The organism is Blautia sp. 1033sp1_1033st1_G9_1033SCRN_220408 (assembly GCF_040929965.1).
In the GTDB taxonomy this organism is placed as follows: domain Bacteria; phylum Bacillota; class Clostridia; order Lachnospirales; family Lachnospiraceae; genus Blautia_A; species Blautia_A ammoniilytica.
In genome coordinates this window covers 1-12957 of the sequence record NZ_JBFKZO010000001.1, presented here as the reverse complement: position 1 = coordinate 12957, position 12957 = coordinate 1, and the positions used below count along the sequence as shown (strand labels likewise).

Below are 12957 nucleotides of genomic sequence, written 5' to 3'. Positions count from 1 at the left end.
CCTTTCTTTCCTATTACTGAAATCCATTCGCCCAATCAGCAACCTCCTGTTCACTGTCAGCTACATCATTTCTTGAAATACTTAACCCATCATCTCTTACAGTTGCATTGGGCTGCAATTTTTTTATCTCTTCTATCGTGTTAGAAAAACCACTTCCTCCATGGGAATTAAAAGGAATAATTGTTTTTCCCGAAAAATCATACTCTTCAAGGAACGTATATAATGGCTGTGGCATATCTCCCCACCAATTTGGATAACCTAAAAATATTATATCGTATTGTTCCACATTCTCAATATGTGTTGCTAACTCAGGTCTTGCATCTTCATTTTGTTCTTCTTTTGCTTGATTGACCAATGTTTCATGCTCTAAAGGATATTCTTCCGTTGTTTCGATTCTAAATAATTCCCCGCCGATTGCTTCTTGTATTGTCATCGCCATATACTGCATATTTCCAAGTACATCCTTATTTTTTACTACTATACTTGCTCCGGAATTTGCATCAATTCCATCTGTGTCAACATTCTCCGGAACCGAAAAATAAGCAATTAGAATATTCTCATTGTCTGTATTATTTTGTACCGCCTCCGTAACGGCATTTGAGGAACTATCAATATCGCTACTTTTTTCCGCAGAATCATTTTTTGTTGTTTGATTATTTTTTACAGAAGCAGAACCACATCCAGTAAATATACTGATTATCATCACAACTGCTAACATAATTAAAAATCGTCTTTTCAGCATAAATCATCACCTTTCTCTTCTTGTGTTTTTATCTCACTGTTCATTCCAGAAAAATCGTAGTCCATTATACGTGTACTCATCACACGCCTTCTGATCATGTTCATAACCTTCTCTCTCCAAAAAGGAAAGATTACCGTCTGTCTCATTATTCGCGAACTTAAACATTCCATCTGAATCCTGCGCCATTGCCATGATTTGAGCTTTAAATGCATGATATGCAAAATCACTTGTTCCAGAAGCAGCGAAGATAAAGAAATCATCTGAGCCATATCCCTGCTGTCTAACCAAATCTGCCATATACTGTCCATCTGTGCTGTAGCTTCCACTCATTGGCATAAAATATCTGAAATAGTCCATGCAATAACGAAATGTATTCCAGGTATTTACAGAACCCATGGAAAATCCACCGAAACCTCTGTGATCACGTGAAGCCTCTAATCCTTCTTTCGTTACACTTTCCGCATAGGTACTGTATTTGCTCTCTACTGCCGGGATCAAGTCATTTACAATCTCGTTATGAAACTGATTGGTAAGCTGAATTGCCAGACTGTAATCCCCACTGTCCTCTTTGCTCGTATTGTTATAGGTTGGTAAAACAATAATAAGCGGCTTGATTTTTCCATCCTCAATTGCATGATCCAGCACATTTTTAAAAGAATGCGGATCTTTATCGGTTCCCATAATCGTCGTTTCATTGCTCCACCCACCATGGCTCAGGTAGAAAACATTATACTTTTTATTTTCATCATATCCATATGGAACATATACCCATGCTTCTTTTGTAAGTTTCTGACTCTTTTGATCATAGGTAAAAGATTCCCATGTATTATAGGTGATTTTCTGGAGATTTCCCTGCTGATCTGCCGGAGCTTCATATCCATCAGGGATATATTCCAGCTCATCCGGTACGATACCACTCCCATAGCGTTTATCTAAATTTTCTGTTTCCATCTTTGAGTTTCCTTCTGCATTTAGATCTTTTGTATTATTTTCGTTTAACACACCAATCCTCTGAAGCCATTCTTTCACATCATCAACATCCGCTGCATGAATCCGGTATCCGTCCAGCACATTTGCTCCACTTGCAACCGCTTTTATATAATCCATACTGACGCTAATATCATTATCCTGGCTTGTGCAAAATGGAATTATTGTCTTACCTGACAAATCATAGCTTTCCAGAAAACTTCCTATTGCCATCGGTGCATTAAACCACCAGATCGGATATCCCACGTAAATTGTGTCATAATCATCCAGATTATCCGGTTTAGCAGCAAGTTCTGGTCTTAAATTAAGCAGCTCCTCAATCCATGCAGTTGCAGCTGTTCCCACAAAGGATCTTCTGTAGTAATGAGCGGTGTATATCTGATACATGTCAGCCCCTATAAGGCTCTGTATCATACGTGCAGCGCCTTCTGTGTCACTGCCTTCCATGCCTTTATTAGAGCTTTGTGTTGCTGATGAAACTGCATCTACATCTCCCGGAATCACTCCCTGCCTCGTGAAATAAACAACCAGAGACTTTGTCTCTTCATCCCCCTTTATGACATCATTGCTTACATTTTTTATTTTAGCCCCTGTAAACAGATAGATAGAACCCACCATGACTACCGCTAAGAAAGCCACTATTACCCCGATGGTTATCTTTTTCCTTGTTTTCATTGCTCACCTCTTTTATTTCTTCTGTATTTTTGAACCTCCAAACACCTGCGACATCGGCATATGGGCAAGCATCTCATCAATAGATTTTACTTCATCCTGAGTCAGCTTTATATATGCTGATTCCATATTTTCTTCCAGTCTATTTACTTTTCTTGTTCCCGGAATTGGTACGATATATGGTTTCTTTGCAAGCATCCATGCAAGAGAAATCTGTGCAGGCGTGGCATTTTTTTCTTCTGCAATCACTTTCATCCAGGACATAAATTCATTATTTTCCTTTAATCCTTCTTCTGTAAACTGTGGCATCGCGCTTCGATAATCTCCCGGCTTTTCAAATTCCCCATGGGAATGATATGCTGCTGTCAGTAATCCATTTGCAAGCGGCGAAAATGCAACAAATCCTATTTTCAATTCTTCAAGCACCGGGAATAATTTCTCATAATCCCTGTACATCATGGAATATCTGTTCTGAATCGCTGTAACCGGGCATACTTTATGTGCACGGCGAATAATCTCTTCACTGGCTTCTGATAACCCCCAGTGTGTGATTTTTCCCTGCTCCATTAACTCCTTCATAGCTCCTGCCGTCTCTTCAATCGGTACAGTCATGTCAATACGATGAATATAATATAAATCAAGATGGTCTGTGTTAAGTCTCATTAAAGATCCCTCAATCGATGCTTTAATCGTCTCCGGTCGTCCATCAGGAATCAAAGGTTTATTTACAGTTGTTGCAGTTTCATCAAAACGTATCCCACACTTTGATGCAAGGACAATTTTGTTTCTATATGGCCTTAACACTTTCCCAAGCAGTTTTTCATTGTGATGAGGGTCTTCTGTTGTTCCGTATATCTCTGCCGTATCAAAAAATGTGCAGCCTTTATCGATCGCTTTTTCAATCAATTCTTCTGCTTCTTTCTGTGTTGAAACAGTTCCATATGCATGACTCATTCCCATACATCCAAATCCGATTTCTGATACTTCTAAGTCTCTTCCTAAAATTCTTATCTCCATCTTTATCTTCCTTTTCTATATTTCAAACTTTACTGTAAGTATAAGAAAAAGAGACTCCGGACAGAAGTCTCTCTTTGTTACGATTCCTCCAAATATTTTTATATTCTTTTATAATCCAAGACTGTCTATCCATGAACTGATATCTGATTCAGACGCTCCACCATGGAATCGTTCCCCTTCTTTCCAGTCACCTGTTCCTGTCATCTCTTCCAGAAGATTACCGCTGTCACCGATTCCCGAGGTCGCTGCTGTACAGAATGGGATGACTGTTTTTCCTGTAAAGTCATTATCTTTTACAAAGTTATCTACTGGCCATGCTGCAATTCCCCACCAGATAGGATAGCCAATGTATACCGTATCATATGAATCCCAGTTATCAACTGTTGTAGACACCAGTTCCACATCTCTTAAGCTCTCATCATCATGTTCTCTTGACACCCGGCTGTCATCATCTGTCCAGTCAAGGTCATCATCTGTATATGGCTCCACAGGCTCTATTTCAAACAGATCTGCCTCTGTAATTTTTGCTATCTTTTCAGCAACATCTTTTGTATTTCCTGAAGCTGAATAATATACAACCAATGTTTTTCCATTTCCTGTTGAAGTATTTTCTGTTGTATCTGTAGTGTTTTCGGAATTTGTATCCGCTTCTTCATTTCCAGACTGGTTTGTACTTGTAGAATGGCTGTCATTATTAGAAGCAGACTGGTTTGTATTGCTTGCTACACATCCTGCCATCAAACCGATTGCCATGATGCATGTTAAGAGTACTGCTGCTATTTTCTTTGTTTTCATTCTAAGATTACCTCCTGTCCTATAAAATGTTTGTCACGCTAATTTCTATCGGATGAAATTGGTAAATACAAAATCCGGTGCCTTTGGCATTTCAATTCCCATTTTTGTCGCAACATTTTTACAGTTAATGAAATATGCCATATTGTTTCCAAGAATCTGCATAACCTGCATTCCTTCGAGATCCTGTTTTACTTCATCCGGATTCGTCCCATGTACCATATTCCAATATCTCGATGTAATGATCGGCATCTGCATCAGACCAAAATATTTATTTACCTGGTCCCATGTGGCCGTTGTTCCGGCCCTTCTTGCTGAAATTACCACAGCGGCAGGTTTCAGGCGGAATCTGTCGCCGCCACCGTTTAAATCGGCATAAAAGACTCTGTCCATAAAGGATGTGATTGCACCGCCTGCACCACCCCAGTGTACCGGAGTTCCAAATACGAATCCGTCATAATCCCCTGCTATTTCCAGAAATTCATTCACGATATCATCCAGGATGCATTTATTTTTTTCCTGACATTTTCTGCAGGCAATACATCCTGAAATCGGCTTATTTCCAATCCAGAAAATATCTGTACTTATACCATTTTCATTTAATGCACTGGATACTTCACAAAGAGCTGTATAAGTACAGCCATTTTTGTGTGGACTGCCATTGACAAGTAATACTTTCATTGATTTTTCCTCTTATGCTTACCAGTTCTTTTTTTCTTTTGAACTGTCATTATTCTTTTTTCTTTCCTCAACCATCTTCACGAACCATTCCACCATATTCGGATCCTGATGCGAGAAGAAAGAGCTTGTCTTCTTGTCCAGTTCTGCAATAGTCTTCATATCTTCATCAGAAAGTGTGAAATCAAAAACATTAAAGTTTTCTTCCATTCTCTCAATGTGTGTTGATTTCGGAATAACCACTACCCCTCTCTGAATATGCCAGCGAAGCATAACCTGTGCCGGAGTCTTCTGATATTTTTCTGCAATCTCTGCGATGACAGGATTCTCAAAGGTGCCTCCTCTGCCCTCACCGAATGGTGCCCATGCTTCTAACCGGATATCATATTTGTCTGCCCATTCCTTCATCTCTTTCTGCTGATTGAAGATGTGGGTTTCCACCTGATTTACCATAGGTTTAATGCGGTTGAAGGATGCAAAATCAACCATTCTGTCTACATAAAAGTTGGAAATTCCGATTGCTCTGATTTTTCCCTCATCGTACAGATCTTCCAATGCATGGTAAGCACCGTAAGCATCTGAAAATGGCTGGTGAAGCAATACCAGATCCAGATAATCTGTCTTTAACTTTTTCATGGATTCAAGAACTGATTTCTTTGCTTCTTCATATCCATAATGTTCAACCCACACCTTTGTTGTAAGAAAGATTTCTTCTCTTGGAATGCCTGACTTTTGGATTGCATTCCCAACCTCTTCCTCATTAAAATAACTCTGTGCTGTATCAATCGCCCGGTATCCAACTTTTAAAGCATCAAGCACACATCTTTCACATTCCTCTTTTGTTACCTGATATACGCCATATCCCAGTATTGGCATTTTTACACCATTATTTAATGAAATATATTCCATTGTCGTATCCTCCTTGCTTTCTTTCATTCATCTTACATTCATACTATAATACTGATAGATTCCTTTGAGAAGTTTCGATAAGTTTTTCAGTCTTAACCTTTCGGTTTATTCTGGTTCTTACTGATTGAACAGCCATCCCATAATTTCTTTGTCACGACAAAACAGATAGCCACCGCCATGCTGATAAGTGACCGGTGTTCCTTCAAAGTAATCTTTATCTTTTACATCCAGTACCACCAGTTTATCAATCTCTGATTCCGATAATCCCTGTTCTTTGTAAAGCTCATGTATCTGCTGGTATGCCTCTTTAAAAGGTTCTGATCCATAGTATTCGTCGCTTTCGCCAATCACAAAATATACCGGCGTTTTCATCTCCACAACCGGCTCATATGCACCATCCCACTGAGAGCTGCACATAAGTGCCGCTGTATATAGTTCCGGCTGCTTTGCCAATACCAGTGACAGGGTTTCTCCTCCTCCGGAATAACCATTAATATATACTTTCAATGGATTAATAATATAATGCGTCAGAAAATACTGTGTCAGTTCAATTGTCTGATCTGCTGATGTCTGTCCCCAGTCATTTAACTGTGGAGCTACAATAATCATATCGGTAATATACTTCTGTGCTTCAAATCCAAAATCTTCTGTCCGGATATTTTCTCCCACGCCCTGAAAATATAATCCCTGATATCCGGGTAATGTTACATATAGTGCATATTCCTTTGTCCCGTCATATGCATCCGGAATATATACATTGTAATGAATGTCCCCTTCATTTGGAGAATGAAGAACATTATCCAGGAGGAAGCCCCGGTATTCTTCGCTTCCCGGCGTAACATTTTCCAATTCATCTCCGGATGTATTTTTTTCTGTATTTTCTTTTTTCTCATCTGTCTTCTGCTGTACGGTCTGTACCTGGTTTATTGTTTGTTGATTCTTCTTTTCATCCCTGCCGGGTTTTAAAAAGTAGATATATACCATGATTACCATTGCTAAAATAACAACTCCAATAATTGTAAGTACTAATTTCCGCTTTTCCATAAATACACCACCTTCTTTCAGTATTAACCTTTTCGGTTTCTCTTACCTGTTTTCTTTAGAAACACTCCACTATAATATCCAATAAATGCTATCAATATCATTACTGCCAGATAATCCAGCAGAAAAGGAAAGATCCCCTTTTCATAATCATAAAATACAAAATGCATCCTCATAATCAGATAATCTCCTATCTGTCTCCTGTAAAATGCATATAAACCATAACCTGCAATTGTGGTTGCGACAGATCTTGCTGCCCATGTTCTGATGACGGATGGATGTTCCCATAATCGTCCTGCCATTGCTACCGCTATATTCCAATGAAATCCGAGATGTAATGACATCACCACCAGTCCCCAGTATGCGCAAAACATATGTATCTGTCTGGCTGTCATATATGTTCCGGAAATCTTTATCCATTTAAATATGTGATTTGACAATAATATTCCACTTATCATGGAACCCATTATAAGAATAAGTATGATGATAACCAGTACTGTCTGTATCACTCTGAACGCATTATATTTTCCTTTCCTTACAGAGGTCACCCATTTATGATTCAGTATGTGATGTGAAATAAAAAGCACAAGCATCGCCATACCAATCCACTCATGTGCAGTCTCGCTGAGCAAACTATATGGCATAAGAAGAAGCAAACATATCGTCATTCCTATATCTATCAATATTTTTGCTGTAAATCGTTTATTTTTCATATCCTACCTCTTATCTAAAGCATTCATATTGTCTTCCCAGAAAGATATTGCACGATCAATCCATCCTTCTGCTACAGTCCCCTCTCCCAATCCAAATCCATGAGAAAGGCCTTTAAATACTTCTATTTTTGTATTTGGGCCATTTTGTTGTATCTGGGAAATATAATTTTCCATACTTCTGTATGATGCAATTCCGTCACTTGTTCCGACACAGGCATAGGTTGGCGTGAACATGATAACAGTCATGATGATTCCTCCAAGAGCTATCCTCTTTATCTGCATATAGTATCCTCCATTTTCACTTCAGCTAAAGTATAACAAAACGAGACTCCATTAGAAGTCTCGTTTTGTTATTCAGTATTAACCTTTAGGTTTCTACTCGCATGTATTCAATTTTTATTTTACCTTGTTAATAGCATTTATCAGCCGCTTAACCTTAATGGACGGTTTTTTCGAATGAAGAATTCCAAACGGCATAGTATAATCCCACTCTACTGGAATGATTCTGATCAGTGGATGAACACTTTCCCAGCTCTTGAATGCCAGTAATACCTCATTATTGTTTTCGCATCGGTTAAATGCTTCTACATTGTACAGATTAAAGTCTACAATATTGATTTCAGGATGATTTTTCATCATATCATCCCTTAGCATATCGCCATAATAACTCCATCCTCTTCGCATGAGCATAAGATTTTCTCCAGCCAGATCATCAAGTGTTATTTTTTCTTTTTTTGCCAGCCTGTGATGAATTGATACCGCCACACAAAATGGTTCTCTTGAAATCTCAGTGCCATCACAGCCTCTGAGTTCAAGCATTGTTTCATCAAAGATTCCAGCTATCACATCAATATTCTTTCCCATATTAGCCAGTATCTCTCTTGCATTCTCTGGTGTATTTTCAAATGTAATCAATTTAAACTTCATCTCCGGATATATTTTCTGTATCTTAGGCCAAAGTTCCACAAAAACTTCCGGTGGCGTCATCGGAGATATTCCAACACGAATGATTTCTTCATTATGATTCATTGCTTCCTGCGCCCGTATCAACGATTCTTTTGAATATTGAATCAGATATTTTGCATCCTGATAGAGCGATTTACCAGCTTCCGTAATAATAAGACCTCTGTGTGTTCTTTCAAATAGTTGCAAATTTAAGCTGTTTTCCAAAGAATTTATCTGTTTAATAACCGCAGGTGCACTTATATATAATTCTTCTGCCGCTTTACTAAAACTTCCAGCTTCTACAACGCAGATAAATGTATCAAGTTGTGGATTATACATCATGTAATTCACTCCTCTTTGTGATTTTAAATCATCTGAAATGCTTTCAGTGCCCCAATAATTGCCTCTTCTTTCTCCTTCGGACATTGTGGTTGCTTTGCTCCCTCTGACCTAGGAATATTAAAATTCTCCGCTAATTCAATTCCACACTTTCTCTTCACCTGTGCAATATACAGATCAGATACCTTCATCCCATCATTATACTCTGCAACATACTTCTTTATCTCCTCATAAGTAGCCTGTCTACGCTCCGCTTCGGTCCGCGCTGGGCAAAGGTCCCCTGGACCTTTAGCGCCTCTCAGCCGCCGTTAAATCCATCTCGTCCATGTCAAGTCTCACATTCACATGATGCTTCGCTTCGTGGAGTTTGGACAATAAACATACTGTCTCAACGGCACTTTCGTTGTCCCAACAAAGTTCCTGTGTCTCCCTGTCTCCAAAATACACCGGAAAACGAAACTTTATGTGCTTCAGGAATCTGCCATCTGGCTGCTCCTGCTCATAAATGTCCACCTGTTCTACAAAACTGTTAAGAAATTCTTTCTTCTCCAGGTCGGTGAACTTATCATATAGTTTATCAAAATATAAAAGAAATTGATAGACGTTTTCTTCTGATATTTTCTGTTGCTGGATATTCAGCAGGCGGTTCTTAACTTCCTCTATACTGTTCTCCACGCCTTCGATCTCATCGTACAGACGGTATAACCTTGTCTCCATATCCTGATATTTCTTCTCATAAAATTTATCCATAATATCCAGACTGTCCATCTGCTGTCCAAGTCTTGCTTTTGCTCCGGTCAACTGCTTGTGCTGCTTTTCCAATCCTTCAATCTCTTTTTCTATTTCTTCTGTATCAATTCTTGAACCGATTTTATTCAGAATTGCTTCTTCAAATTTAGGATTCTTCACCAGCTTCCGGATAACTTCTTCCACTGCATTGTTAATCTTCTCCTCGCTCCATTGTTTACGATATCCACATTTATGACCGTCTACCAGACGACGATGTTTACAGGCATAATAGAAATAATCTTTATATAAGGTTCCGTCTTTCTTTTTCTTTCGGTTCACGTTCCCATACATACCGCTTCCACATAACGGACATCTCAATATTCCAGATAAGATATGCTCATGATCCAGACTATGCGTTTTTTCATATTTCACACCTGTTTTTTCCCGTTTTTGATGTGCCAGCTCCCAATCTGTTTCTGAAATAATCCCTTCGTGGATACCATCATGCAGCATATAATTTTCCTGTTTTACAATGCGATATTCATTTCTTGTACCAGAAACTTTCTCGTTTTTTCTTCGTCCATAAGCCAGCTTTCCACAGTATACCGGATTATCCAGAACGCCTTTTATAAAGGAAGAGGCAAATGCGTCCAGTGTATTATTCTGTCGTTTTTTCTTTTTATATCCATGCTGGTTCAGCCATGCAGCAATCGCAGAGATTCCCATATTTGTATGAATAAATTTGTCATAAATCAGACGAATAATCTCCGCTTCGTCCTCTGCAATCTGTAATTCTCCATTTACCAATTCATAACCATATGGAGCGAATCCTCCGTTCCATTTTCCTTCCCTGGCTTTCTGCTTACGTCCTTCCATTGTCTGAACAAGGATATTCTCTCGTTCAATCTCTGCCACCGCAGACAGAACAGAAATCATCAGCTTTCCACTATCTTTTGAGCTGTCAATTCCATCTTCTACACAAATCAGATTCACTCCAAAATCCTGCATCCTCTGCAAAGAATTTAATACATCTGCCGCATTACGACCGAATCTGGAAAGCTTGAACACCAGTACAAACTGTACCTCATCTGTTCCATTCTCAATATTATCCAACATTCTCTGAAATTCCGGTCTGCCCTCTACGCTCTTTCCAGACTTACCTTCATCGGAATACTCATTTACAATTTCCATATTCTGAAATTCCGCATATCTCTTGAGTTTTTCTTTCTGAGCATCCAGACTGTAGCCATCTACCTGCATGGTTGTGGATACTCTGGTATATATATCGCATTTAATCTTTTTATTCTTCATAATCTTCCTCGCAGTATAACTCTGTTTTATTGTCCCAACCTTATTTTAGTACTTGTTCCAACTATTTTCAATACTTATTTTCCGTATTGACGCATTTCTTCGCCAATCGTATAATTAAGTTAGATACAGAGCATTTCTGTTATCAAAATATTGCCCGCCCACCATTGGCGACTTATAAATGATTGGCTCGAAAATATTGTTCGCTTACCGGAAGCGTCTAATAAATGTCCGGCTTGAAAATTATTTAGAAATAATTTCTGTTTTTGATATTGTGTTTTTATCACACATTGCATATACTATAAATACACAAAAAAGCCAAAAAAGAGGAGGTGTTAGTATGGCTACTTCAAGTATTACTCATAATTTTGTCGTATCCAATCCAAATAGCGTAAAGCGTTTTGTCGCAGCAATTGACGAAGCCGACCGTGACCGCACACCAAAGCAGACACTTCCCGGACGTCAGTTAACGAACCCACAGGAAATCTTAGCTTTAATGTCAAAAAGGAAGAAAAAACATGTCTGATAAATATTTTACCGTTAATATTCGGGCATATTTGGATAAAGACGAACCGACATATATCGGAGAGGAAAGTCTTTACGACTTACTCTCCGATTTTTCTTGTCCCAAAAATCCCGATGTGGAATACTTTTTATTACATAATGCGATTGAGTTTACCAAAAAAGATCAATCTATCACTTATCTGGTATTTGATGCTGAAGATGCTTCACTGGTTGGTTATTTTTCACTTACAATAAAACCAATCTCTGTCCGTGCTTCAAATATCAGCAAGACAATGGCAAAAAAACTGTCCCGTGTCAGTATTTTGGATGAAGAAACACAATCCTATACTACCGCAGCTTACCTGATCGCCCAGTTGGGAAAGAACTATTCTCTTCCAAAGGAAAAACGAATTCCTGGAAATATTCTACTGGGATTTGCACTGGAAACCATATCCAGTCTCAAATATTCCGTAGGTGGCGTTATGGAGTTTCTTGAATGCGAAGATAATGAATTTCTTCTGAGCTTTTATACGCAGAATCATTTCAAGCCATTTGATACGCGTATTACCGCTTCTCAGAATAATGAGCCACACACTCTGCATCAGCTTTTAAAATTTATTTGATTTAAAAATGCATGAAAAAAGCGACAGTCTGATTTACATTTTGTATTTCAGGAAACTGCCGCTTCTTTTTCTTCCTTATTCTGTTTTTTTTCCTCCAACTCCCGGAGGACTTCTTCGCCGTACTTATCAATCATCCGTACCAGAAAATCAATGCACCGCTCAAATTCAATATTCTGTTGCATAAGCTCCTCCCGTTATTGTTTGTTCTGAGCTTATTTTACAGAACCTGCCTGAAAACCACATTGAATAGAAATTGATTGTAAATTGACACAATCACTTTAAAAATATCCGTATTTTCTTGAATCGAATATATGTTCGTGTTATGATAGATATACTCAATCTTAACTACGAAAGGGGAATTTCTATTGAATCGATGCGATTTTTCTTCTATTAGCACTTGCTTAAAAAATCATATCAGCGAAAGTAATCAAATGAGTCAGCCTGATTTTTTATACGAATTATTTGAAGATTTTATGGATGATCCGGCAAATCAGGATTTTTCTATGGATAATGGTCTGGTTTGTCGTTGGCTGACCGGTCAAGCAAAGATCAGTCCCAAAATATCTGCCTACTATTCCAAACCCAGTAATCAGAAAAAACTGGCAGAAACCATTCACCAGAATCTGCTTCCATTGATGTCTGACTGCAATATGGCTATGCAGGATATATACACATTATTTATACAAGATGACACCATCTCCGATGCCAAAAAGAAAAATCTGGCTTCTCTGTACAAACCAGCCAGCTCACGTCTGCTTTTTCTTGCAAAGCTGATTTCTTTTGGCATGGAGCGACAATTTATCAAACGTGATACTAAAAATCAAAAATTACTTGCCGGAGGTGCCCTGTCACCCATTGTGCTGGATTATATTATGGACAGTGAGGTTCCGAAACCATGCCGTCATTTTATCGGAAGAGATAAAGAACTAGAAGAATTATATACCATGCTTGAGGAAAA

14 protein-coding genes and 1 pseudogene are annotated in these 12957 nt (G+C 38.5%); 3 read left to right on the top strand and 12 right to left on the bottom strand.

What is annotated here, in order from left to right; genetic code table 11:
- Window positions 1-13: 13 nt before the first annotated feature.
- The 11 genes from AB5916_RS00075 to AB5916_RS00025 all read right to left on the bottom strand — a co-directional run bounded on the left by AB5916_RS00075 (window position 14) and on the right by AB5916_RS00025 (window position 10875).
- Window positions 14-742, bottom strand: a complete 729-nt coding sequence (locus AB5916_RS00075) for a flavodoxin (RefSeq protein WP_368188822.1) — start codon at window positions 740-742, stop codon at window positions 14-16.
- Between the two features lie 33 nt (window positions 743-775).
- Window positions 776-2404: a flavodoxin gene (locus tag AB5916_RS00070; RefSeq protein ID WP_368188821.1), complete on the bottom strand. Its 1629-nt coding sequence runs from the start codon at window positions 2402-2404 to the stop codon at window positions 776-778.
- A 12-nt stretch (window positions 2405-2416) separates the two neighbouring features.
- Window positions 2417-3418, bottom strand: coding sequence for an aldo/keto reductase (locus AB5916_RS00065; RefSeq protein ID WP_368188820.1), 1002 nt, complete (start codon window positions 3416-3418; stop codon window positions 2417-2419).
- A 108-nt stretch (window positions 3419-3526) separates the two neighbouring features.
- Complete coding sequence (locus tag AB5916_RS00060; RefSeq protein WP_368188819.1) at window positions 3527-4213, bottom strand: flavodoxin; 687 nt, start codon at window positions 4211-4213, stop codon at window positions 3527-3529.
- Window positions 4214-4258: 45 nt separating this feature from the next.
- Window positions 4259-4891, bottom strand: coding sequence for a flavodoxin family protein (locus AB5916_RS00055; RefSeq protein WP_006427000.1), 633 nt, complete (start codon window positions 4889-4891; stop codon window positions 4259-4261).
- An 18-nt stretch (window positions 4892-4909) separates the two neighbouring features.
- Window positions 4910-5797: an aldo/keto reductase gene (locus AB5916_RS00050; protein WP_015528535.1), complete on the bottom strand. Its 888-nt coding sequence runs from the start codon at window positions 5795-5797 to the stop codon at window positions 4910-4912.
- 117 nt (window positions 5798-5914) lie between these two features.
- A complete protein-coding gene (locus AB5916_RS00045) occupies window positions 5915-6841 on the bottom strand; it encodes a prolyl oligopeptidase family serine peptidase (protein WP_368188818.1) in 927 nt (308 codons plus the stop codon).
- 23 nt (window positions 6842-6864) lie between these two features.
- Window positions 6865-7551, bottom strand: a complete 687-nt coding sequence (locus AB5916_RS00040) for a DUF4405 domain-containing protein (protein WP_368188817.1) — start codon at window positions 7549-7551, stop codon at window positions 6865-6867.
- A gap of 3 nt (window positions 7552-7554) precedes the next feature.
- Window positions 7555-7833, bottom strand: coding sequence for a hypothetical protein (locus AB5916_RS00035; RefSeq protein ID WP_195389637.1), 279 nt, complete (start codon window positions 7831-7833; stop codon window positions 7555-7557).
- A gap of 114 nt (window positions 7834-7947) precedes the next feature.
- Window positions 7948-8922 (bottom strand): LysR family transcriptional regulator, encoded by a 975-nt coding sequence (locus tag AB5916_RS00030; protein ID WP_330364100.1) that lies wholly within the window; start codon window positions 8920-8922, stop codon window positions 7948-7950.
- Window positions 8923-9123: 201 nt separating this feature from the next.
- Window positions 9124-10875: a recombinase family protein gene (locus tag AB5916_RS00025; RefSeq protein WP_368188815.1), complete on the bottom strand. Its 1752-nt coding sequence runs from the start codon at window positions 10873-10875 to the stop codon at window positions 9124-9126.
- A gap of 337 nt (window positions 10876-11212) precedes the next feature.
- On the opposite strand from AB5916_RS00025, the gene AB5916_RS00020 reads away from it, so the two are divergent.
- Together AB5916_RS00020 and AB5916_RS00015 are read left to right on the top strand one after the other, a co-directional pair.
- Window positions 11213-11398: a hypothetical protein gene (locus AB5916_RS00020; RefSeq protein WP_014080774.1), complete on the top strand. Its 186-nt coding sequence runs from the start codon at window positions 11213-11215 to the stop codon at window positions 11396-11398.
- Complete coding sequence (locus AB5916_RS00015; RefSeq protein ID WP_005348504.1) at window positions 11391-11999, top strand: hypothetical protein; 609 nt, start codon at window positions 11391-11393, stop codon at window positions 11997-11999. The genes AB5916_RS00020 and AB5916_RS00015 overlap by 8 nt, the downstream gene beginning before the upstream one ends.
- A 47-nt stretch (window positions 12000-12046) precedes the next feature.
- On the opposite strand, the gene AB5916_RS00010 is transcribed toward AB5916_RS00015, so the two are convergent.
- A complete protein-coding gene (locus AB5916_RS00010; protein WP_353748256.1) occupies window positions 12047-12181 on the bottom strand; it encodes a hypothetical protein in 135 nt (44 codons plus the stop codon).
- Window positions 12182-12430: 249 nt separating this feature from the next.
- Here AB5916_RS00010 and AB5916_RS00005 point away from each other — a divergent pair.
- Window positions 12431-12957: pseudogene (locus AB5916_RS00005) on the top strand (Archaeal ATPase); the annotation flags it as partial.